Below are 23,018 nucleotides of genomic sequence, written 5' to 3'. Positions count from 1 at the left end.
TACTACGGGCTTATAGCCCGTGAGCAAACCACCCGTTTTACGGGTGGTTCTGATTTATGTTTTTAATACATACCTTGTATGGTATATCTTTATGACTCTTTTCATAACGTTTAGCGTAGAAATGTGGTACAATTATCTAGAAAGTTCTATATAGTAGAACTTTTACCATACATATTATTTGGAGGTACCATGTTAGAATTAAAACCAATGATCCATAAGTTTCGGATGAAGGATAACTATTACTGTTTAGATGTAAATAGCGGTATCATTCACGTTATCGACGAACTCATTGATAGAGTTCTTGACATATATGATGGCACTAATCGCGATGCAGTACATGCTGCATTAGATGCTAAAGAAGATGCAGTAGAACTTGATGAGATTATGGATGAGTTAGATGAGCTCATTAAAGCGGAGCAATTATTTGCTCCGATGAGTACAGAGTTTAAACTTGTAGTAGGTGAAAAACCTATTGTTAAGGCATTATGCTTAAATATTGCTCATGATTGTAATTTGGCATGTAAATACTGTTTTGCCAGCCAAGGTGATTACGGCGGTGTAAAACGTGAATTAATGAGCTTTGATGTAGCAAAGCGAGCTGTAGATTTCCTCATTAAAATGAGCGGTCCTCGTCAACATTGTGAAATAGACTTTTTTGGTGGAGAACCCTTATTGAACTGGGAGGTTGTTAAACAAACCGTTGAATACATTGAGTCCATTCAAGAAAAGCACAATAAGATCTTTAAGCTTACATTGACTACAAACGGCATGCTCTTAACACAAGATAAAATCGACTATGTAAACGAACATAAGATGAGCCTTGTATTATCTTTGGATGGTCGTGAATCTGTACATAATGCGATGCGCCCTGTAGCTGGTAGTGGTGCTGAATCTTATAAATATATTGCTAAAAATCTTATCAATGCTGTAAAACAACGCCATGGCCTTGAATACTACGTACGTGGTACGTATACACATAAAAATTTAGACTTTACAAAAGACGTTATGGCTATGTCTGATCTTGGTTTCGAACATTTATCCATGGAGCCTGTAGTAGGTGAAGAAGGGGATTATGTACTTCGTGAAGAAGATTGGCCAGTTCTTGAAAAAGAATATGAAAAATTAGCAGATATTTACCTACAACGTCAATTGGAAGGTTGGGGCGAGAAGTTTAATTTCTTCCACTTCCGTATGGATTTATATCGTGGCCCATGTATGGCAAAACGCCTTCGCGGTTGTGGGGCAGGTCATGAATATATGGCAGTCGTACCTAATGGCGATATTTACCCATGTCACCAATTCGTAGGTAAAGATGGATATGTGCTTGGCAATGTATATGATGGTTTACAAAATACAGAAATTCCTAAAGATTTTCGTAATACACATGTATTTTCTAAACCAACTTGTGCTGAATGTTGGGCGAAATTCTTCTGTTCCGGTGGCTGTCATGCTAACAACATTACATTAGGTGGCGATTTAGAAACACCTTATGAATTTGGTTGCCGTTTACAAAAGAAACGTATTGAATGTGCTATTATGATTCAAGCCGAGCTAGAACAAGCTGGCATTGATGGCAGTATTCCTGTAGCATTAGGTTAATAGCCATTAATTCTCCGTCTATAGTAGGAGCTTATATGAAACAAAATAGTAATCAAACTATAGAACGCTGGGGAATTCGTTATACCGGTATAGTTCAAGGGGTCGGATTCCGGCCCCTTGTTTCTATGTGGGCACATTCCCTAGGGTTAACAGGTTTTGTATATAATGATAGCCAAGGTGTTTACGTTGAGATACAAGGTTGTGCTAGTGATTTGCAACTATTTTTAGATGCGATTCAAGATGACCAACCTCGATTGTGCCGTATTACAAGTCAACGGGTACAACATCTTACTATACAAAACAATGAAGTTGAGTTCTCTGTGAAGCCTTCTCCATTAGGCGAAGAGGTTAGCACGTTTATTAGTGCTGATACAGCGCCATGTGAAGACTGCCTTAAAGAATTAGAACAGGACAAGCGTAGGAAAGAATATCCTTTTATCAATTGTACAAATTGTGGCCCTCGGTATACGATTATTAAATCTCTACCTTATGATCGTGAGAGAACGACGATGGACGAGTTTCCCATGTGTGAAGCTTGTAAGGCTGAATACGAAGATATAGAAGGGCGCCGTTATCGTGCTGAACCAAATGCTTGTATTCAATGTGGCCCTCATTATACTCTATATAAACCTAATCGAGCGGTTGTAGATACAGTAAATGTATGGAATACAACCCGTGAATTAATCAACGAAGGTAGTATTATCGCTATAAAGGGGATTGGTGGCTATCATTTGGTTTGTGATGCTCGAAATGATGCAGCGGTCCAACGCTTGCGTAAGCGTAAAAATAGACCACATAAACCATTAGCAATTATGGTAGGGTCTCTAGATACGGCAATTGAGCTAGTCCATCTTAGTGATGTAGAATTAGATATTTTGACTGGAATGGAACGTCCTATCGTATTATTAGAAAGAAATCACGATAGCTTAGTCCATTTGAGTTCCCATGTAGCGCCAGATAATCATATGCTTGGCGTAATGTTACCATATACACCGATGCATGAGGTGCTATTGCCATCAGATGCGGCGTGGGTTATGACGAGTGGTAACCGTAGTGGTGATCCCGTTTTATATGATGATGATCAAGCATTTGAAGAGTTAGGGGCCGTTGCTGATTATTTCTTGGTTCACAATCGGCAAATTTATGCACCTCTCGATGACTCTGTTGTAACTGTTATTAATAATAAACCTAGATTTATTCGTCGTAGTCGTGGCTATGTACCAGAACCTATTCATTGTGAAATTTCAGGACAAAGTCCGATATTAGCTATGGGTAGTGATTTGAAAAATGCCTTTGCTGTGAATAAAGGTTCTGAAGTTCTGGTAGGACCGCATATTGGTGATCTACAAAATGCGTCTACTCATACAACTTTGGAGTGGACCATTGACCGATATGAGAAATTATTTTCTATACAACCAGAGAAAATAATTGTAGATAGTCATCCTCAATTTTTCTCTTCTCACTTAGGGGAGCGTATTGGTAAAAGTTCACAGATTTCTGTAATACCTATTCAACATCATCATGCTCATATTGCATCAGTAATGGCAGAACACAATCTAGAAGGTCCAGTTCTTGGTATTGCCATGGATGGAACAGGATATGGCCCAGATGGTAGCGTATGGGGCGGTGAATTTCTCCTTTGTAAAGGCAACGAATATCAGCGATTAGCTCATATCCATGAAGCACCGTTACCAGGCGGAGAAAAAGCGGTTTCTGAGCCATGGCGTCAAGCCTTGTGGTATATCAGAAATTATTATGGTAATGATATTCCACCTGTCTACCAAGATTGGATGAAAAGGCTACCTAAAGGTTGGGAAATATTAGATAAAGCATTACAATCTACAATGCCTATGATTCAAGCAACGAGCTGTGGACGTTTATTTGATGCAGTAGGTTCTCTTTTAGGACTAGGTATGATTCATACCTATGATGCGCAAATTGCTATTGCATTAGAATCTTTATGTGGTGATGAAAAAGGCACATTGCTTGATTATAACTATAACGGGCGAATTCTTGATTTTACACCAACTGTTCAATCTATTATGGATGGTGTTTTTAAAGGTGAGTCTAGAGAGCATCTTGCAGCATCATTCCATAAAACTGTTGCCATTGCATTATGTGAAACTTCAGCCGATTTAATGGAGCGATATAACATTAGTGATGCGGCCATATCAGGCGGTGTATTTCAAAATCGCAAATTAGTAGAGTTAATATATCGCGCTTGGCATGTAGGCAATTTATATATGAATGAAGCTGTCCCTTCTAATGATGGGGGCTTAGCACTCGGCCAATTATGGATTGGTAATCAGAAATAGTTATATACTCTTGTAGCTAGTATCACTTAATAATTACTATTATTGTGATAAAATGATATTAGAAATATTTATATATAATGAGTTTGCTTACATAAGAGTAGACTCATAGAATTTGTTATTAAAGTAATATATAAGGAGATATTATGTGCTTAGCTGTACCAGCACAGTTAGTAGCTGTGAATGATGTTATTGGCACTGTTGAATTAACAGGCGCCACCCGTGACTGCAGCTTACTCCTCGTACCAGAGGCAAAGGTAGGGGACTGGTTGTTAGTCCATGCAGGTTTTGCTGTACAAATTGTTGATGAAGAAGAGGCACAAAAAACATTAGAGGCCTTTAAGGAGCTAGAAGAACTTGAAGAAGCTTACTTTGCAGGAAAAGCAGAACAGTGCTGATGCATTGTTAAAACGTATCAATGCTCTTCATAAGCCAGGAGAAACCGTAAGACTTATGGAAGTTTGTGGTACACATACTGTATCGATTTTCCGTGAAGGTCTTCGTCAGTTATTGCCAAGTGGCATTGAACTTGTTAGTGGACCCGGATGTCCTGTATGTGTAACAGATCAAACGTATATGGATAAGGCTTTGGCTTATGCTGAACGTGATGATGTTATTATTGCAACCTTTGGGGATATGTTAAAGGTGCCAGGTAGTTATAGCAGTCTTAGTGAAGCTCAAACAAAGGGTGCCCATATCCATGTAATTTATACCCCTTTAGAAGTGGTAGAACTTAGTAAGAAATACCCGGAAAAGAAAATCGTATTTTTAGCTATCGGCTTTGAAACGACTATTGCCGTTATTTGTGCAACTGTAAAAGCCGTTCATGCAGCAGGATTGAAGAATGTTTTCTTCCTTGTATCTCATAAATTAGTGCCTCCTGCATTGCGAGCTTTATTAGATAAACAAGAAGGTCATATTGATGGTTTTATTTTGCCGGGCCATGTGAGTGTTATTATCGGAGAAGAACCATATCAATTTTTACCTGAAGAATATCACATACCGTCATGTATTGCTGGTTTTGATGGACTTGAAATTTTATCTGCTATAGCAAATATTTTAGAGCAACGAAAAACTGGTAATTTTGTAGTAGGAAATACATATCATTCTGTAGTTATGCAGCAAGGGAATCCGGTAGCGCAAGCGATGATCAAAGAAGTATATGATGTATGTGATGATGCGTGGCGTGGTATCGGTGTTATTCCAAACTCTGGCTTAAGATTAAAGGATGAATATGCAGCCTATGATGTGGAACGGGCGTTACCTATCCAGCTTGAAAAGCCTTCTCTTGATCCGAAGGGATGCCAATGTGGTCGTGTATTGCAAGGTCTTATTAAGCCTAGTGAATGTCCATTATTTGGTAAAAGCTGTACTGCTGACCACCCTGTTGGTGCTTGCATGGTCTCTGTAGAAGGTAGTTGTGCAGCATGGTATAAATACGGTTATTCCAGTGGTGGATCGACGTGGGAGGATTAATATGGAACGAGTTCGCTTAGTCCATGGGAATGGCGGTCGATTTAGTCATGAATTGACCGAGCGTTTTATTTTGAAATACTTTACAAATGATTTATTGGCTCCTTTACATGATGGTGCTCAATTTCCTGTTACAGCAGGACGTATGGCGTTCTCTACAGATTCCTATGTAGTACAACCAACGTTTTTCCCTGGCGGTAATATTGGTAAATTAGCTGTCTGTGGTACTGTGAATGATTTAGCCATGAATGGTGCTATTCCACAATATTTGAGTTGTGGACTCATCTTAGAAGAAGGATTAGCTTTTGATGAGTTAGATGAAATTCTTCATACCATGTCAGACATGGCTAAAGCTGCAAATGTACAAATTGTTACAGGAGACACTAAGGTTGTTAAAAAGGGCGAGGTAGATAAAATCTACATAAATACTGCAGGAATTGGTATGATTCCAACAGGAATAGATATTGGTCCACATCGTGTGAAGCCTGGTATGGATATCATCTTATCTGGTGCAATAGGGGATCATTCTATTGCTGTTATGGGACAACGATTTGGATTGGATCTATCTGATGCGTTAAAAACTGACTGTGCTCCTTTAAATAACATGGTTCATGCTGTACTCGATAAAGTGGGACCTCAAGTGGCTCTATTGCGAGATCCTACACGAGGTGGCCTAGGTACTGTGTTAAAGGAAATTGCAGATCAAAGCCAAGTGGGTATTAAGGTAGAAGAAGCGGCTATACCAATTCACGCCGAAGTACAATCTGTTTGTGATATTTTGGGATATGATCCGTTATATTTAGCAAATGAAGGAAAGGTTGTACTCGTAGTAGATCCATCCGTTACAGATGAAGTTCTATCTATTCTTCACAGCTTTGAAGAAGGTAAAGAATCGGTGCTAATTGGCAAAACATTAGATAAGAATATTGGTAAGGTTGGTTTGCAAACTGCTATTGGTGGTGTTCGCTTAATCGATTTGTTAGGTGAAGATCAAGTTCCTCGTATCTGCTAATTATATAATTGAGTTTCTCTAAGTCTTAAAGATATGTAAAGGTAAGAACTATTTTGTGCCTATAGAGTATGAGTTAGACTTGATATTGACACTAATTCTTTATGATGGTAGCATTAAATTAAGTTGTGTAAAATTCATTGATTGTTCATCGGACTTTTATACAATGCTAGTATCTTTATGTGTAAGTTCTTATACTTTCACTAGAATCTATGTATAGAATTTGTTAAAATATAAGTATCTATAGGAGGCTTATTATGAAAAAGAAGATTATTACAGCTGTTCTAGGGATTTGTTTAACTACAACTGCATTCGGTGGCATCTTGACTACTCAAGCTGGCGGCCTTAGCAGTATTCTTGGTGGTGCAGCTAAAATTGGTGGCATCGGTATTGTTATCAATAAATTCGGTCCTCAAATTGACTCTTTCTTAAATAAATTATTGAAACAAAATAACTTAAGCACAGAGTATACAACTAAAGTTGTACCTATTATCAGTATTGGTACAAAAGGTTATATTGGTGCTGCTCAAGTAACTGGCCCAGCATCTAGCATTGAACAAGTTAAAGCGGTTGCTCAAGTTGAAGGTAGCTTTAACGGTATGGTTCGTGTAAAAGGTTTAGTACCAGTTGATAGCACAAACCCAGTTGGTGCATCTCGTGTTCAAGGCGTAGGTGTATCTGCTATTATCGATTTGAAAATTTAATGGCCACTGAGCATATAAAATAGTAGACTCAGGGAATAAGCACGGTCTTAGGCCCGTGCTTATTCTGTTGTATAACAGTTATACATTAGATACGTTGTGGAGGAATTTATGAAGAAGCAAGTACTTACACTTTTAATGGCATCCTTGATTTCAGGCACTGCATTTGCTGCTCCTGGTACAGTTACAGAAAAAACAAATGTTTTAGAGACTACTGTATATGGTGCTGTACAAGATGGTGCTGTAGTGGACCGCATTAATCAACTTGATGAAACCGTGTATGGTACTGGTTTCAATGGCAATTCTGCTACATTGAGCAAACGTGTCGATTCCCTTTATAACTCCGTAGAAGGTAGCGGCACAAATATTTCTTTGCGCGAAGAAATGGACGCACTTGAATATACATATCAAAATAGCATTAATGCAGGTTCTCTTGTTGATCGTGTAGAAAAGATGGAACGTAGCGTTAATGGTCGTATTGGTAGCGGCTCTTTACAAAAACGTATCATTTCTTTAAAAACAAAAGTATATGGCAGCAATGTAACGCTCACAAATCAAGTGGGTACATTAGCGGGCAATCAAGTTTTCAAAGTTACATTGAATGATGCTGTTTCTTCAAAAACTAGCCATGAAGGCGACACTGTTGCTTTCACAGTAGCTGAAAATGTTATGGATGGCAATGTTTTATTAGTTCCTGCAGGTACAGTAGGTTCTGGTACAATTACTTCTTTGAAAAAGGCTCGTTCCTTTGGTCGTAATGGTGCATTAGATATTACATTCGATACTATTCCTGCTATCGATGGTACAGAATTCACTGCTGTACAAGGTAAAGAAGCTAAAGACAAAACTCGTAATGAAGTAAAAGCTGCAGGTGCATCCGTAGCTGGCGCTGTTTTACTTGGACCAGTAGGTTTAGTAGGTGGCGCTTTTGTTAAGGGGAAAAATATTGAGTACCCTGCTGGTGCAACAATTTATGTACAACCTCAAGATTCTGTAACAATTCAAGGTCTTGTAATTGGTGGTGACGGTTTGGCTCATAGTGATGATGAATTGGCTGAAGCTGTAACTGTACCGAATGCAGCAGATGAATCTGAAGAAACTGTAGATACTAATGAAGCGGCTGTTGATGAAAATGAAACAACAACAGAGGAACCAGCAGCAGTAGAAGAACAAGAAGAGCAAGTAGAAAATGTTTCTCAACCTATCGTAGTTGTAAAGCGTAATCAATAATTAACAAATTCTTAAAGCAAGAGGAGTTCTAGTAACCATGAGGAAACGTAAAGTACAATGGCTGGCAGCGGCATGTGTTTTCTGTTTAGCACAACCAGTATGGGCCGCTACAGAGTCAACCACGGTATATCAAGATCAATTGGATAGCGTTGATCAATCCTATCTTGGAGAAATCTCTAAAGCATCTACACCTGACAATAGTAATATCCGTGTTGTACGTCGTGGTGAAAAGGCAAAGTCTGATCAACCTACAGAACAGTTGCCGACTCGTATTGATGCAGACAAAATGTCCTATATAGGGTCCACTGGTGATGTATATGCACAAGGTGATGTAGTAGTGACTCAAGGTAATCAAACTTTGATGTCTCCGCGTATAGAAGGTAATACGAAAACTACAGAATATCGTACTGTTGGTGGATATCGCTTTTTAGAAAATGGCGGTAAAACTAAGGATATTACAGGTCAAAATATGACATATCGTACTAGTGATCACCATTTTACAGCTGATCAAGCTTTTGGTTGGAATGACCCTTACTATGTAAAAGGGCAAAATGCTACATTTGATGGTGAAACTGGTCATATGGAAAAAGGCATGGTTACTACAAAACATGCGATGGCTTTTAAACATACACCTGACTATCGTGTAGAAGGTCAAGATATCAAGGTATATCCTGGTGATAAAGTAGTTATCAAAAAACCATCCTTCTATATTAAAAACTTCAAGGTTTTATCTTTGCCTTCTTATACAGCATCTCTTCGTCATGATAAAGAGGGTAAATTTAGTATTTTCTCCTTGGTTCCAAAACCTACATATAGTAGTGATGATGGCATTGGTTTACATGGTAGTACAGAGTATCCAGTCGGTAAGCATGGTGAAGCCTATATTGATTACCGTTGGTATTCAAAGTCTGGATTTAAACCAAAAGTAGGCTATAGACATTACTTACCTTGGGGGACTGCTTCTATTGGTTACAGTAAGGAATCCAATGAGTACAATGATGAAACCGTATGGGTTGAAAAGATTGGTGAAGTTCGCTTAGATACACATACATACCATGTTGGTAAATCTCCAATTACTGTACGTGGTGGTGTAAACGCGGGTTATTGGAAAGAGGGTTCTGTAAAAGGTTCTCATAAGGAGTATTATACAGAAGTATCTCATGATCCAATTAAGCTTTGGAAAAATGCAGATTTACGTTTCTTAGGTGGTTACCAACGAGATTATTATGGTTATGATGGTACGATTCGTAGCATGCCTTATTGGGGCGCTCGTTTCCAATCTAAAGTGGGAAATCGTGCTAATGTATGGGTTAGTTATAATCAACGTAATATTTCTTATAACAACTCTCCATATCGATTCGATACGACAGAGCTTCCTAAGGAGCTCATTTATGGTGGTTCTTATAAATTAACTCGCTTGGATGATGTTTCTGTCAGTGTGAAAACAAATATGATGAGTGGTGACATTGATTCTGTGTACTATACATGGCATCGTGATTTGCATTCCTTTGATATGTATTTGACATATAAAGATGCTCATAGAAGCAACAATGATCAATGGAAGATCAAATTTGTTGGCAAAGACTTTTAATTAGGAGATAACTATGCAACGTATTAGAAAGGCCGTTATTCCAGCAGCTGGCTTTGGTACACGGTTCTTACCAGCTACTAAAGCACAACCAAAGGAAATGCTTCCTATTGTAGATACACCAGCTATCCAATATATTGTGAAAGAAGCACTAGATTCTGGTATTGAAGAAATCCTAATCATTACAGGTCGTAATAAACGTGCTATTGAAGACCATTTCGATAGCAGTGTTGAATTAGAATTATTGTTACAAAGCCAAGGTAAAAATAAACAGTTGGCTATGATTAAGGATTTAGCAGATATTAAGGTTCACTTTATCCGCCAAAAGGCACCACGTGGTCTTGGTGATGCTGTACTATGTGCTAAAGCCTTTATTGGTGATGAACCATTTGCTGTATTGCTTGGTGATGATATTGTATATAATCCTGAAAATCCATGCTTAAAACAGTTAATTGAGTGTTATGACGAACATCCTGGTATTATTCTAGGGGCTCAATTTGTACCGGAAGATAAAGTCAGCTCTTATGGTATCGTATCTGGTGAAGCATTAGCGGATAATTTATATCGCGTTCATAACTTGGTGGAAAAACCAAAAAAAGAAGATGCGCCATCTACACTTGCTGTATTAGGTCGTTATATTTTAACTCCAGATATTTTCAATATTTTGGAAAATACAAAACCAGGCGTAGGTAATGAGGTTCAATTGACTGATGCGTTAGCAGCATCTAAAACTGACACCTATGCATTGGCCTATGAAGGCATTCGTTACGATACAGGTGATAAACTAGGTTACTTGAAAGCTACTGTTGAGTATGCCCTTCGTAATGAAGAGTTAGGTGAAAATTTCAAAGCTTATTTGAAAGAACTAGATCTTAAATAGTAAATCTATATATTAAAAGAGCCTGTGGATGTTACCATAGGTTCTTTTAATTGGTAGCGATATTTTTGCATTATTGTCAACAAATCGGATGTGATTTTGTTGACTAATAAAATAATGTTGATTATAATCAATTTATTGAATAAATAAAGGACTGTGATTATATGAGATCGCTCTTTACAACATTGTGTAATAATGATTTTGGATTACCAGGGCATTGTGTTATTAAGCATATGCATTATGATGCTTCGGGTAGTGATCAATCTATCTGTGGTATTTTATATCAAGTTGCTAAAACTACTACAATTGGTATTCTAGACAAATCAGGTTTTTTAATAGTTGATTTACGACCGGTACCGAGAAAATTTCGTATTCGTTCAATAATTCATGAAGAAGAGAATGATCGGACGATATCTTTCTCTAAGGAGGATATCATACGATTTGTAAATGATATTAACGATACCAATGAAATTCATCGTGAATCGCCCTATGTAGTGCCTGGTTGTATGATTTTAGAAAATTTATGGAATTATTGGAATATTAGTAAATCTGCACAGCAGATGGCTATTTATTTTCATGCACCCGTTATTGCAGATGATCAGGTAACTTTGGTGGAAAACTCTGAAGATGCTCATGTAGAAGGTTATGTAGGTGACACATTGGCATTTTCTGCTACGTTTTTTGGTGAAAATGAAGATTTAACATCTTTAAAACAAAGATGTATTAGTTAGAGGTAATTATGGAAGCAAGACGTTTAACAAAAATGGCTTTATTAACAGCCTTATTATGTATTTCAGCATATATTTCGTTCCCATTGCCATTTAGTCCGGCTATGGTAACTGCATTGACTTTGGTGGCTACATTAACAGGTCTATTATTGCAACCAAAGGATGCATTTATTGTATTTATCATTTACGTTTTACTTGGTGCTGTAGGTTTACCAGTATTCGTTGGTGGCACAGCAGGTCTTGGCAAATTATTAGGACCAACAGGGGGCTTTATCTTCTCTTGGCCAATAGCTTATACATTATTAAGCGTATTCAAAGGTTCTAAGAAGAGCTTTTTCTCTTATGCATGGCGTTCTCTTGTAATTACTATTCCTGTAGTATATCTATTTGGCGTTGCAGGCTTTATGATTGTAACAAAAACTGAACTTTGGGCGGCATTGCCTGTAGTAATGTTCCCATTCATTCCTGGGGATATTGTAAAATGTCTCGTTGCTTCTTGGTTAGCAACTAAAATTAAAATTTAGAATGTAATAATGAAAAGAGGCATTCCTTGGGATGCCTCTTTTCTGCATTTTCTTATAGGAGCTAATATGTCAGTATATATTCATGGTGGGCTTAGAATCCCTATAGGCGTATTACATGGACAATATAGAAATATGAGACCTGAAATGTTAGGAGCTCAACTCATTAATGAATTAATCAATCGTTATGATATTTCACAAGTGGATGGGATCTTTTGTGGTAATGCAGTTGGTACAGGTGGGAATATTGGTCGCCTTATGGGGCTCATGACTAATTTACCGAATTCTGTTCCTGGGATTACCGTAGATATGCAATGTGCATCAGCCTTGATGAGTATTGAGATGGCCTATACACATATTGCATCAGGTGTTATGGATTCGGCTATTGCTGGTGGTATTGAAAGTTCTTCATTACAGCCCGATAGGATGTATGCAGCTGGTGATAATCGTGAAGGCCTATATAAGGTTGCTCAGTTTAGCCCTAACGATTGTTCTCCTCTAGCTATGTTAGAAGGGGCAGAGAGGACGATTCAAAAACATAATGTACTCAAGGAAGATTTATATCCCTATATTATTGGTAGTCACAAACGCGCTTCTGAAGCTTTAAATAATCCGCATTTGAAATCTTACATTATGCCTATTACCATCGATGGCAAAGCCTGTGTTGATGAATGCATTAGACCTAAAATGAACGAAAAACTCTTGTCCAGGATGAAGCCCTTATTAGGTAAGAACTCTATTACAAATGCAGGTAATGCTTGTTTAACTCATGATGGCGCGGCTTTTGTATACGTATCTAATGAAAAAGGGCCCTTTAGAATTCATAGTATTATGCCTTGGGCGGGAAATCCTCAGTTTAGCCCAGAAGGAGCTTTAGAAAGCACAGAAGCGATTTTAAAACGCACTGGTCTAACGATGGATGATATTGATGTAGTAGAGTGGAACGAAGCCTTTGCTATCATTGATGTGCTCTTCAATAAGGCCTATCCCAAGCATTTAGAAAAATATAATAAATTGGGTGGTGCCTTAGCGTATGGACATCCTTATGGCTGTTCTGGTGCTATATTAGCTCTTCATTGTATGGCTGCTTTAGAATCTTGTAATGGTCGCTATGGTTTGTGTGCTATTGCCGGTGCAGGCGGTACAGGAACTGCTTTGATTATGGAACGTATGTAAAATGACAATTATTGAACGGTTACGACAATATAAAGAATTAGAGCCTCATAAGATTGCTCTCATTATAGATGATACAAAGTATACATATAGTGAACTATATGATGCTATTCTATCAATCGATATTGATGATACTAGTCATATAGTAAATCTCACTGAAGCTAAAGAATCAGCAAAAAATAAAGTTCTTTTAATTCAGAGTCAATCCTTTTTAGAACAACTTGTACAATGGTTAGGTACATTGTATAGATGTTACATTCCTATGGTATGCCATAATGAGATGGATATAGATTATGTAGAGAAATTAGGACTCGTTATAGCATCTGAAGGGGTCCCACCATTAGCTGATTTTGGTGTGCTTACATCAGGCACTACAGGACGTCCTAAGCCCTTGTGGCGAAAGGAAGAATCTTGGCGAGAGTTTTTTGATATTCAAAATAATATCTTTCATATCAACGAAGATACAAAAATTTTTTTGCAAGGAAGTTTTAGTTTTACTGGCGTTAGTAATATGGTTATCGCTGTTTTATGGGCAGGAGGAACCATTGTTACGACCAGTTCTATGCGTCCTACTCATTGGATTGAGCTGCTTGAACGATATGAAGTAGACCATGTTTATGCTCTTCCTACAAAACTTAGATTGCTCGTAAGGCATTGTAAATGTAAATTATCTGAGATTAACTATATTATTGCTGGCTCACAAGTGCTTGATCGTCATTTGATGGAGCAGTTGCAACAGCTATGTCCTAATATGGAGTTTATTCTGTATTATGGAGCCACAGAGCTTAACTATATAACCTATTGCACAGGTAAAGAGTGGCTAGACCGAGAAGGTACGGTAGGAAGACCATTTCCGTCTGTTCAAATTGAAGAGGATAAAGGCATTATTTATGTGACTACAAAATATCATATTGAAGGTATATCCGATACATATACCGTTAATGATTGTGGTTATATAGATGGAGAGGGGTATCTTATGTTTACTGGGCGCCAAGGCGATGTGGTAAACAAGGGGGGCTATAAAATATCTATTCCCTCCATGGAAACTTATTTGCAATCTATAGATGGTGTCTCAGAAGTAGCTATTATCGATATCATAGATGATGTAAAAGGGGAAGATTTTGTAGCGTATATGGTGTTGGAGGATAATGTTCTAGTAGCCGATGTTATGGAAACAATTCGGCATCATAGACCTTCCATAGAATGGCCAAAATCTATCTACTCTATTCCTATGTTACCTCTTACAGAATGCTCAAAAGTTGATAAAAGAAAGCTAAAAGAGTGGTATAATAAAGGGTAATCGTTTTTACTGTTATAAGGAGGCATCATGCAGATTAATAAGGCGGCGCTAGAGATTTTCGATTTTACGTCTTCTTTAGCTGTATACTCTGAACATGAATTAAAGGTTGGCGATCAAGCTATTCATGATTATATTGCGAATCATGTAGTTAAGGCGTTCAAAGACCCCGGTGCTAGAACAGGTACCTTGCATGATGCAAGTCCATTTGGTAAACAATTAGTCGATTATAAAAATGGAGACCTTAAGTTTATAGATTTATCTAAGAATTTAGGTGAAAGCTTGTTTACCTATATGAAACAAGCGACGGATTCCGTTGTTATCGATACGATTATTTGTGAAGCTGTTACGGATGCATCTTATATCTGCATTCTTCTGTGCCAAGCTCATGATGCTTTTACTCATCAACTATTTAGTGAAGATGATGGCAGTTTAGCTACAGAACTTGTTTCTCATAAGGCTGTGTTGCCTATGCCTTCACAAAAGTTACGCGCCTTTGCATCCATTAATTTGCATGATTTTAGTGTTCGAATTTTTGAACCGAAAGGTGAATTTGATGGTGAAGTATCCTATATCTTAGCAGATAAGGTTTTGCAATTAGGCACTAACCAATCATCTAGAGATACGGTGAAAAAGGTGAAAGCTATCGTAGATAAGGTAGCTCAAGCGCACGAGTCGGATGGTGTCGTTGAATTGACAACTGCAAAGTCTATGATTGCGAAAAATGCAGAAGTATCTGATACAGTAGATCCTGTTCGCATTGTGGAAGAGGTATTTAAATCAAACCCTGTTCAACAAGAGGCGGCTAAGAAAGAATTAGCTGATGCGGATATGATGAGGCCTCTACCTGTTAATCGAGAGTTTGCTACGAAGGTTGGCGAACATCATAAGATTAAAACGGATACGGGCATTGAAATTTCTTTTCCTGTAGAGTATATGAAAAATCGCGAGTTCATTGAAATCAAAACTAATGATGATGGAACCTTGCGTATTGAACTAAAAAATATTAATAAAATCGTAAATAAATAGTAATGAAAAATATATTTATCGATAGAAATATATTATGGTATGATTAAATTTATTTGTTATGCTAGTATATGGAGGTTATAGTGGGTAAAGAGAAACATAAAAAAACAAATGCATTACGTATTTTAGATACTCATAAGATACCTTATAGTATTAGCGAATATGAGTGGTCTGAAGAGCGTGCTGCAGGCCTTCATGTAGTAGAAGCTTTAGGACTCGATGAAAAACAAGTCTTTAAAACACTAGTTGGTAAGGGCGATAAAACAGGGTTTGTAGTATTCTGTATTCCAGTGGCTGAAGAGCTAGATATGAAACAAGCGGCTCGTGTCAGTCATAATAAGTCTGTAGAACTGGTTCATGTTAAGGACTTACTAGGTATTACCGGATACTTACGGGGCGGATGTTCTCCAGTGGGGATGAAAAAATCGTTTCCTACCTATTTTGATGCCACAATGGAACCTCAAGAGTTTGTATATGTAAGCGCTGGTCTACGAGGCATGCAGATGAAGGTAAATCCAAAGGATTTGGCCTCTGTTGTAAATGCTGAATTTGTAGTACTTACAATGGATCATTAAGAGGTACGTATGGCAAAGAAGTTTTATGCAGTTCGTCAAGGCCGTGTACCAGGAGTTTATACTACCTGGGCTGACTGTGAGAAACAGGTAAAGGGTTTTGGCGGTGCTATCTACAAATCTTTCTCTACAGAAGCAGAAGCACGTGCCTTTGTAGATGATTCAGGATTATCCTTGAGTGATTTTATGAGTGCTAAACGGAGCGAACCTAAATCGCCACAAGCAGTTAAGTCTAAATCTATGAATTCTAGACCTATAGGATTTAGATCTAAAGTTCAAAATAAGGTATCTCCAAATGTGGTGAAACCAGATTTTACTAAGGCCGACCATATTATTGCTTATATTGATGGTAGTTATAATAAAGGTACCAATACAGTTGGTGCTGGTGGCGTTATCTTCTTGAATGGGTCTAAGAAGACTTTTTCATTTCCTTCTAATGATGAACGATATACATCATTTTGGAATGTAGCTGGTGAGCTACTAGCTGCTATGTATGTTATGAAATATGCCGTTGATCATGGTATTCCAGAATGTTCCCTATATTATGATTATATGGGGATTGAAATGTGGGCTACTAAACGATGGAAACGCAATAATGCACTGACTCAATATTATGCTGCGTTTTATGACTCTATAAAAGACCGTGTGCGCGTACACTTTCACAAGGTGGCTGCTCATACGGGCGATACATATAATGAAATGGCTGATGTACTAGCCAAACAAGGTGCGGGAATTTAACTTTCTCAGAAAGGAGGGTGTTATGAATATATGTGTTACAGGCGGAGCCGGTTTCATTGGTTCCCATCTAGTTGATCGATTAATTGAATTGGGGCACAATGTGCTCGTTATAGATAATTTATCTACAGGTATGCGTTCTTTTGTACATGATTCTGCTCAATTTATTGAGATGGATGTACGAGATCCAAAATTATTATCTGTTTTTGAAGAGTTTAAGCCTTCTATTGTATTTCATGAGGCTGCTCAGACTATGGTTCAATCCTCTATGGAGAATCCAAGTTATGACTGTGATGTTAATTTGTTAGGGCTTATTAATGTACTTGATGCCTGTCGTAAGGTGAAAGTTGAACAATTCTTAATGCCTTCTTCGGCTGCTGTGTATGGGGACTTAGCAGTATTACCATTGACAGAAGAACTAAGTGGTATGCCATCATCCTTCTATGGTTTGACTAAGCTTACTGCAGAAGGGTATTTACGTATCTATCGTGAAGCTTTCGGGTTAAATACAGTATGCTTTAGATATGCCAATGTATATGGTCCACGTCAAGGTGATGGTGGTGAAGGTGGCGTTATTAGTATTTTCAATCGTTTAATCGTTGAAGGTAAGCCTTTAACCGTATATGGTGATGGGGAACAAACAAGAGACTTCATTTATGTAGAAGATGTGGTAGAAGCTAATATTAAGGCTATGGGCAATACTAGCTGTACAGGTATTTATAACGTGTCTACCAATACGGGAACATCTGTTAATGAGTTGATTACACGATTCAGATCTATTAGTGGTGCTGATTTTATGGTTCATTATGAAGACGAACGCATAGGGGATATCAAACATTCACGTTTAAGTAATGCAAAGGCAGAACGTGATTTTGGATTTGTAGCTTCAACAACATTAGATGAAGGCTTACAAAAAACATTAGAATATTTTAAAGCTCATCATAAGTAAGGTATATAAGGTTTGGGGACATGAGTGATACACAATTCTGGGTTACTGTAGGGCTATGGAATCTAATTGTATTTAGCATGTATGGATATGATAAGCTATGTGCTATTAAGGGGTATAATCGGATTTCAGAGTTCACATTATTATTTTTAGCATTTGCCTTTGGCGGCCTTGGTGCGCTATTGGGCATGGTTATTTGGCGTCATAAGACTTTAAAGCTTAAGTTTAAACTAGCTATCCCTATTGCATTGTTATGGTCTGTTTATGCAGTGGGGTTTGGTTATGGTTTGTGGGTGAATTGATTGCATAAACTAATATTTTATTCATTGTTTTATGGTATAATGAGTAGAATATTGTACATAAAATGTCAGTGAAGGAGATATTTGATGTTGCGATTACAATCGGGGTTCGAGTTAGATTACGCTAACATATATAATGAAAGTTGCATACAAGAACGAGACGTAAAAAACTTTGAGCGTGCTATACAAAATGTTTGGCGCCACACCAATATTTTACGCTCTACAGGCTTTGAAGAAGGCCATGTTTCCAAGGACGGCTTGCCTGAACCGGTATTGTTTTACCAACTTCCTTATATTTCTGAAGATGGTATTAATACACCTGCAATGCTAAAACGTCTTTATGAATTGAGGGACTATGCTCGCCATAATATTGATACAGTTGTATCTGTAGGTATTGGTGGTTCTTATTTGGGTAGTAAGGTTATTTTTGATGTTCAATGTGGTGCATTTTGGAATAATCTTAGTACAGAAGAACGCAACGGATATCCACGGATGTATTTTGCTGGATTTAACGTAGATGGTGATTATTTATCAGGCCTTATTCGTACCTTAGAGTATCAAGCTCAGAAAAAAGGACCCGACTATAAGGTGATGCTCGTTATCACCTCTAAGTCTGGCTCTACTATCGAACCAATGGCTAATTTCATGATTTTGGAAAAAGCATTACAAGATCTGAATATAAATTATGAAGTAGTAGCTGTTACCGATACGTCTGATGATGAACATCCTACAGTTCTACGTTCTATGGCACTAGAAAATCATTGGAAAACCTATAGTATTCCTTATGGTGTAGGTGGCCGTTTCTCTGTGTTTACAGAGGTTGGTTTTGTAACAGCGGCTCTTGTGGGCTTTGATATTGAGGGGTTCTTAGCTGGTGCAGCTTCAATGGATGCTGCTTGCCAAGAAGAGGATATTTTCAAAAATCCTGCTTTATTAAGTGCATTGCTAAAATATATTGCGTCCGAACGTTATGGTCGTATTATTGAGGTGTTTATGCCTTATGGGGAAGCTCTTCATTCCTTATCTGATTGGTATGTACAGCTATTGTCCGAATCGTTAGGTAAGATGAGTAATACATGCTTACCTTATGGTCGTACACCAGTTGCGGCAGTAGGAACTATGGATATGCATGCTCAAGTACAAGAGCATCAAGAAGGTCGCCTTAATAAGGTCGTTCAATTTATTAAGGTTAAAGAGTGGCAACATAATCTCGTAGTGCCTAATACACATAGTCAATATGAACGATTGCAAGCACTTGGTAATGTAGGCATTTGTGATATTCTCAATATTGCATTAGATGCTAATAGAGAGGCTTTATCTAGTGACAATCGCTTTAATATGACGATAACTGTACCAACATTAAATGCATTCCATTTAGGGGAAATCATGTTTATGCATTGTTGGGCTGTTTACTTTGAATCTATTTTTGCTGGTGTAGACGCTTTCGATCAACCAGGTGTTGAAGTTTATAAACGTCTCATCGGTCCAAAATTGGCTCATGTAAAGGATGGAGAGAATTCATAAGGGGGAACTATGAATATTTTAGTAACAGGTGGGGCTGGTTATATTGGGAGCCACACAGTACGTGCCTTACAACAATCGGGTTATACACCTATTATTGTAGATAATTTATCGCGCGGTCATGTAGAATCAATTCCTGAAGGGGTACAGTTCTACAATATGGATATAGCAGATCCTAAGTTGATAGATATTATGAAAGACCATAATATCATTGGTGTTATGCATTTTGCAGCCCATTCTCAAGTTGGGGAATCCATGGTAAATCCAGCCATTTATTATGAAAATAATGTAGTTGGTTCTTATCACCTCATTGAGTCTGCTCGTACTGCAGGTGTGAAACATTTTGTATTTTCCAGTACGGCTGCTGTTTATGGGGAACCAGAGGTAGTGCCAATTCGTGAAGATGCGCCATTGCATCCAACTAATGTATATGGTCGTACTAAACTGATGATTGAAGAAATGCTATCTGATTATAGTGCTATTTATGGTTCTACGTATGTTGCATTGCGTTATTTTAATGCGGCTGGCGCAGATCCGTCTGGTACAATTGGGGAAGATCATCATCCGGAAACACATTTGATTCCGCTTGTGCTAGATGCAGCTCGTGGTAAAAGAGAGCACATAACTGTTTTTGGTACTGATTATAATACAGCTGATGGTACATGTGTACGCGATTATATTCATGTTAATGATTTGGCTACAGCTCATGTGTTAGCAATGGATTATTTGCGTAACGGTGGTGAATCTCAAGTGTTTAATCTTGGTAGTGGCAATGGCTTCTCCGTTAAGGAAATTATTGAAACTGCTAAAGAGGTAACTGGTATCGATATTCCAGTTCAATATGGTGACCGTCGTGCTGGCGACCCAGGTACATTGATTGCTTCCTCTGAAAAAATTAAAGAATTACTTGGTTGGGATCCTAAATTCAGTAATGTAGCTGATGTTATAAAAGATGCTTGGAAATGGCATACATCTCATCCTGATGGTTTTAAAAGCAAATAAAACAAGAACAAATCCTTTTGATTTGTCAATATAATGAATGACTCTATTAGTCACCTAGGTGACTGGTAGAGTCATTTTTTTGTAGGAATTTAAAAGGACCTCCTAGAATATGTCAGCAGGAGGTGGAATATGAACTTACAAGATTATATACAACGCATTAAATTATGGATTGATAAACAGTATTTTATTATTCGTCACTATAAAATTATTATTTCTATTTTTCTTGTAATTATAGTTGGCGTATTAATCGTTGGTGCTTTATATCCTCACGAAGAAGAACGTGTTCATGTACAACCTGAGCATGTTAATAGTGAGGAAAATAATCAGACCCGATTAAGTTCAAAAGAATCATCAGACGGAGTTTCACATAATAGACAGAAACATCATAACAGTGATGCTATAGAAACGAGAAAAGATGACGATCTAAAAACTAAAAGTGAGGGCCGTTTGTTATATGATGTGAGCAGCGTGGAACGCGGGCATCATTGGAGAGAGGTTTTTAAAGATTTACCAGATAATGATGTACATGGTAGACATGAAGATACTAAGGATGTAGATGAAGTGGCTGATAGCATTAATGATATGCAAGGGTTTAATAATAGTAAGTACTCAGGCAGGGATACATATAAAGGACGGACTAATAGGTATAAAACCAGGAGAACACAGAATAAGAATAAACACACAGGGGATAAAACCATTAGTGATAGCAGTGATGATTTTACTAATAATCAAATTAATTCAAAGTCTCATAGTAGGTTAAATTCTTCGAGTATGGAACAGCCTGTTGAACTTGTTGGTATTGTTGAGGGCAATGAGATTATTGCTATTTTACGAAAAGGTACAGAGGAGCAAATGGTTACTGTTGGGATGGTTTGGCATGGCGTTACTGTCTCTAATATAAGTGCAAGTGGTGTAGAAATCGTTGAAGGAGGTTCATCACGGTGGTTAAAAATCAATTAGGTAAGGATTGCTTACGTAGTAGAGTGACCATAGTAAGAAAAAAACTATTCAAAGCTAGCATACTACTAAAAATAATTATAATAGTGGTTATGTTTCTATATGCATCATTAGGGGAATCTTCTATAGTATTAGCGAGTAATACAGGGCCAGCAGTAACTACTAATCTAGAAAGCGATAGGGACTCACTAGATAGAGAAATTAGTAATGGTAAATCAAATAATAATAATGACATAGAAAAGGATAACGTAATTAATGAAAAGGGCGAGCTGAGAAAATCAAAAGAATCAATTACGATATCCGTTCGTAATGCTTCTCTAAAAGAAACAGTATTAGGGATTTGTCGGAGTTATCGTATATCTGTTATGGGTGTAGAATCTTTAACAGGTAACATTACGGCTACTGTGCAAGGTGAAACACCAGAGGATCTTATAAAAGAATTAGGAAGGCTATATCATTTTTCCGTTTCAAAACAATATAATACGATTCTTATTGAGCCAGATGACAAAGCACTTGAAAATAGAGAATTATATGTTATAACACCGGAGCATTTGCCAGCAGAGTCTTTAAAAAATATAATGGGCACTGTTGTGAAACATGATAAAATGGCGGTACTTTCAGAACAAAATGAAGTGATTATGCATTTGACCAGTGGAGAGAAACGGCGTGTAGAAACACTGGTTAAAGCTATAGATAAGGAGCCTAAGCAAGTACAATTAGAAGCGACAGTCATTGCTATGGAACAATCTTATGCAAAGGAGCAAGGCATTCGGTGGTCGTGGCTTAGCTTGACAGGACATGGTGAAGATAAAACTAATTCTTACGGGGCCGTTACCTTTGGTAAAACACCCGGTGGTGAAGCCTATAAATTTTTTGTGAAACCCGAGTTGAGTCTTATGGAAAGTTCCGGTAAAGCCGCGCTAATTGCTAAGCCATCTATTATGGCCTTAAATGGTGAAACAGCACATATCTTGATCGGTGAACGTATCCCTGTTATAGAAGAGTCCGAAGTAAATGGCGAACGTAAGCGTTCTACACGTTATGAAGAGGTGGGGATTAAGTTAAACTACACGCCTATTATTACTGGGGATGGCGGTGTAGATGCAAAAATTCACGCTGAAGTAAGTACACCTATCATGGTATCCGAAATGAAAGCTTATAAAATTAGTACGCGGCAAGCACATACACGGGTGCGGTTACAACCTGGAGAGGTACTCGTTATAGGTGGACTTATGGATAATCGCGATCAACATCAAATTCAAAAAGTACCTATTTTAGGAGATATTCCTTTACTAGGTAAATTATTCCGACATAGTAGAAAAACAAAAGATTCTATAGAGATGCTAATATTAGTTCGGGCAATTGTGGTATAATAAAGGGTAATGATTAGGAGGTTATGAATGGAACGCATTCGAATGATAGGCCTTGGAAAATCATTTGGGGTGCGCCAAG

At 37.7% G+C, this 23,018-nt stretch carries 22 protein-coding genes; all 22 read left to right on the top strand.

Annotated features, from left to right (window positions below; all coding sequences use genetic code 11):
* Nucleotides 1-189: 189 nt before the first annotated feature.
* The 22 genes from scfB to QZ055_RS02770 all read left to right on the top strand — a co-directional run bounded on the left by scfB (nt 190) and on the right by QZ055_RS02770 (nt 22,939).
* A complete protein-coding gene (gene scfB, locus QZ055_RS02875; RefSeq protein ID WP_295824524.1) occupies nt 190-1,599 on the top strand; it encodes a thioether cross-link-forming SCIFF peptide maturase in 1,410 nt (469 codons plus the stop codon).
* A 35-nt stretch (nt 1,600-1,634) separates the two neighbouring features.
* A complete protein-coding gene (gene hypF, locus QZ055_RS02870; RefSeq protein WP_295824522.1) occupies nt 1,635-3,914 on the top strand; it encodes a carbamoyltransferase HypF in 2,280 nt (759 codons plus the stop codon).
* Nucleotides 3,915-4,057: 143 nt separating this feature from the next.
* Nucleotides 4,058-4,309, top strand: coding sequence for a HypC/HybG/HupF family hydrogenase formation chaperone (locus tag QZ055_RS02865; RefSeq protein ID WP_005387071.1), 252 nt, complete (start codon nt 4,058-4,060; stop codon nt 4,307-4,309).
* Entirely contained in the window at nt 4,269-5,387 is a 1,119-nt protein-coding gene (gene hypD / locus QZ055_RS02860) for a hydrogenase formation protein HypD (protein WP_295824520.1), read from the top strand. Before QZ055_RS02865 ends, hypD begins: the two co-directional genes overlap by 41 nt.
* Before the next feature lies 1 nt (nt 5,388).
* Nucleotides 5,389-6,396, top strand: a complete 1,008-nt coding sequence (gene hypE / locus QZ055_RS02855; RefSeq protein ID WP_295824517.1) for a hydrogenase expression/formation protein HypE — start codon at nt 5,389-5,391, stop codon at nt 6,394-6,396.
* A gap of 254 nt (nt 6,397-6,650) precedes the next feature.
* Entirely contained in the window at nt 6,651-7,097 is a 447-nt protein-coding gene (locus QZ055_RS02850) for a hypothetical protein (protein ID WP_005387067.1), read from the top strand.
* Nucleotides 7,098-7,205: 108 nt separating this feature from the next.
* Nucleotides 7,206-8,324: a hypothetical protein gene (locus QZ055_RS02845; RefSeq protein ID WP_024065495.1), complete on the top strand. Its 1,119-nt coding sequence runs from the start codon at nt 7,206-7,208 to the stop codon at nt 8,322-8,324.
* 37 nt (nt 8,325-8,361) lie between these two features.
* On the top strand, nt 8,362-9,915 hold the full coding sequence (locus QZ055_RS02840; RefSeq protein ID WP_295824515.1) for an LptA/OstA family protein: 1,554 nt from the start codon (nt 8,362-8,364) through the stop codon (nt 9,913-9,915).
* 13 nt (nt 9,916-9,928) lie between these two features.
* A complete protein-coding gene (gene galU / locus QZ055_RS02835; RefSeq protein ID WP_155086914.1) occupies nt 9,929-10,792 on the top strand; it encodes a UTP--glucose-1-phosphate uridylyltransferase GalU in 864 nt (287 codons plus the stop codon).
* A gap of 230 nt (nt 10,793-11,022) precedes the next feature.
* Complete coding sequence (locus QZ055_RS02830) at nt 11,023-11,520, top strand: hypothetical protein (protein WP_295824512.1); 498 nt, start codon at nt 11,023-11,025, stop codon at nt 11,518-11,520.
* 8 nt (nt 11,521-11,528) lie between these two features.
* Nucleotides 11,529-12,041, top strand: a complete 513-nt coding sequence (locus QZ055_RS02825; RefSeq protein ID WP_005387058.1) for a biotin transporter BioY — start codon at nt 11,529-11,531, stop codon at nt 12,039-12,041.
* A 66-nt stretch (nt 12,042-12,107) separates the two neighbouring features.
* Nucleotides 12,108-13,214 carry a thiolase family protein gene (locus tag QZ055_RS02820; protein WP_295824510.1) on the top strand — a complete coding sequence of 369 codons (1,107 nt, stop codon included), beginning with the start codon at nt 12,108-12,110 and terminating at the stop codon, nt 13,212-13,214.
* 1 nt (nt 13,215) lies between these two features.
* On the top strand, nt 13,216-14,511 hold the full coding sequence (locus QZ055_RS02815; protein WP_295824507.1) for an AMP-binding protein: 1,296 nt from the start codon (nt 13,216-13,218) through the stop codon (nt 14,509-14,511).
* A 27-nt stretch (nt 14,512-14,538) separates the two neighbouring features.
* Nucleotides 14,539-15,537: a nucleoid-associated protein gene (locus QZ055_RS02810; protein ID WP_295824505.1), complete on the top strand. Its 999-nt coding sequence runs from the start codon at nt 14,539-14,541 to the stop codon at nt 15,535-15,537.
* An 80-nt stretch (nt 15,538-15,617) separates the two neighbouring features.
* On the top strand, nt 15,618-16,109 hold the full coding sequence (gene ybaK / locus QZ055_RS02805) for a Cys-tRNA(Pro) deacylase (protein ID WP_105088994.1): 492 nt from the start codon (nt 15,618-15,620) through the stop codon (nt 16,107-16,109).
* A 9-nt stretch (nt 16,110-16,118) separates the two neighbouring features.
* Nucleotides 16,119-16,844 (top strand): ribonuclease H family protein, encoded by a 726-nt coding sequence (locus tag QZ055_RS02800; protein ID WP_295824501.1) that lies wholly within the window; start codon nt 16,119-16,121, stop codon nt 16,842-16,844.
* Nucleotides 16,845-16,866: 22 nt separating this feature from the next.
* Complete coding sequence (locus tag QZ055_RS02795; protein ID WP_105088996.1) at nt 16,867-17,790, top strand: NAD-dependent epimerase/dehydratase family protein; 924 nt, start codon at nt 16,867-16,869, stop codon at nt 17,788-17,790.
* A gap of 20 nt (nt 17,791-17,810) precedes the next feature.
* On the top strand, nt 17,811-18,089 hold the full coding sequence (locus QZ055_RS02790) for a DUF1294 domain-containing protein (RefSeq protein ID WP_024065484.1): 279 nt from the start codon (nt 17,811-17,813) through the stop codon (nt 18,087-18,089).
* An 84-nt stretch (nt 18,090-18,173) separates the two neighbouring features.
* Complete coding sequence (locus QZ055_RS02785) at nt 18,174-19,610, top strand: glucose-6-phosphate isomerase (protein WP_295824499.1); 1,437 nt, start codon at nt 18,174-18,176, stop codon at nt 19,608-19,610.
* Between the two features lie 9 nt (nt 19,611-19,619).
* Entirely contained in the window at nt 19,620-20,609 is a 990-nt protein-coding gene (galE, locus tag QZ055_RS02780; protein ID WP_295824498.1) for a UDP-glucose 4-epimerase GalE, read from the top strand.
* 129 nt (nt 20,610-20,738) lie between these two features.
* Complete coding sequence (locus QZ055_RS02775) at nt 20,739-21,569, top strand: hypothetical protein (RefSeq protein ID WP_295824496.1); 831 nt, start codon at nt 20,739-20,741, stop codon at nt 21,567-21,569.
* 89 nt (nt 21,570-21,658) lie between these two features.
* Nucleotides 21,659-22,939, top strand: coding sequence for a type II secretion system protein GspD (locus QZ055_RS02770; protein WP_105089538.1), 1,281 nt, complete (start codon nt 21,659-21,661; stop codon nt 22,937-22,939).
* Nucleotides 22,940-23,018: the final 79 nt, after the last annotated feature.

The organism is uncultured Veillonella sp. (genome assembly GCF_905209685.1).
In the GTDB taxonomy this organism is placed as follows: Bacteria; Bacillota; Negativicutes; order Veillonellales; family Veillonellaceae; genus Veillonella.
The sequence above is the reverse complement of the archived record's forward strand: the minus strand, read 5'-3'. Positions and strand labels throughout refer to the sequence as shown.

Coding starts and splice junctions, on each gene's coding strand:
- scfB (WP_295824524.1), top strand. CDS start 190: ATGTTAGAATTAAAACCAATGATCCATAAGTTTCGGATGAAGGATAAC.
- hypF (WP_295824522.1), top strand. CDS start 1,635: ATGAAACAAAATAGTAATCAAACTATAGAACGCTGGGGAATTCGTTAT.
- QZ055_RS02865 (WP_005387071.1), top strand. CDS start 4,058: ATGTGCTTAGCTGTACCAGCACAGTTAGTAGCTGTGAATGATGTTATT.
- hypE (WP_295824517.1), top strand. CDS start 5,389: ATGGAACGAGTTCGCTTAGTCCATGGGAATGGCGGTCGATTTAGTCAT.
- QZ055_RS02850 (WP_005387067.1), top strand. CDS start 6,651: ATGAAAAAGAAGATTATTACAGCTGTTCTAGGGATTTGTTTAACTACA.
- QZ055_RS02845 (WP_024065495.1), top strand. CDS start 7,206: ATGAAGAAGCAAGTACTTACACTTTTAATGGCATCCTTGATTTCAGGC.
- QZ055_RS02840 (WP_295824515.1), top strand. CDS start 8,362: ATGAGGAAACGTAAAGTACAATGGCTGGCAGCGGCATGTGTTTTCTGT.
- galU (WP_155086914.1), top strand. CDS start 9,929: ATGCAACGTATTAGAAAGGCCGTTATTCCAGCAGCTGGCTTTGGTACA.
- QZ055_RS02830 (WP_295824512.1), top strand. CDS start 11,023: ATGCATTATGATGCTTCGGGTAGTGATCAATCTATCTGTGGTATTTTA.
- QZ055_RS02825 (WP_005387058.1), top strand. CDS start 11,529: ATGGAAGCAAGACGTTTAACAAAAATGGCTTTATTAACAGCCTTATTA.
- QZ055_RS02820 (WP_295824510.1), top strand. CDS start 12,108: ATGTCAGTATATATTCATGGTGGGCTTAGAATCCCTATAGGCGTATTA.
- QZ055_RS02815 (WP_295824507.1), top strand. CDS start 13,216: ATGACAATTATTGAACGGTTACGACAATATAAAGAATTAGAGCCTCAT.
- QZ055_RS02810 (WP_295824505.1), top strand. CDS start 14,539: ATGCAGATTAATAAGGCGGCGCTAGAGATTTTCGATTTTACGTCTTCT.
- QZ055_RS02800 (WP_295824501.1), top strand. CDS start 16,119: ATGGCAAAGAAGTTTTATGCAGTTCGTCAAGGCCGTGTACCAGGAGTT.
- QZ055_RS02795 (WP_105088996.1), top strand. CDS start 16,867: ATGAATATATGTGTTACAGGCGGAGCCGGTTTCATTGGTTCCCATCTA.
- QZ055_RS02790 (WP_024065484.1), top strand. CDS start 17,811: ATGAGTGATACACAATTCTGGGTTACTGTAGGGCTATGGAATCTAATT.
- QZ055_RS02785 (WP_295824499.1), top strand. CDS start 18,174: ATGTTGCGATTACAATCGGGGTTCGAGTTAGATTACGCTAACATATAT.
- galE (WP_295824498.1), top strand. CDS start 19,620: ATGAATATTTTAGTAACAGGTGGGGCTGGTTATATTGGGAGCCACACA.
- QZ055_RS02775 (WP_295824496.1), top strand. CDS start 20,739: ATGAACTTACAAGATTATATACAACGCATTAAATTATGGATTGATAAA.
- QZ055_RS02770 (WP_105089538.1), top strand. CDS start 21,659: ATGTTTCTATATGCATCATTAGGGGAATCTTCTATAGTATTAGCGAGT.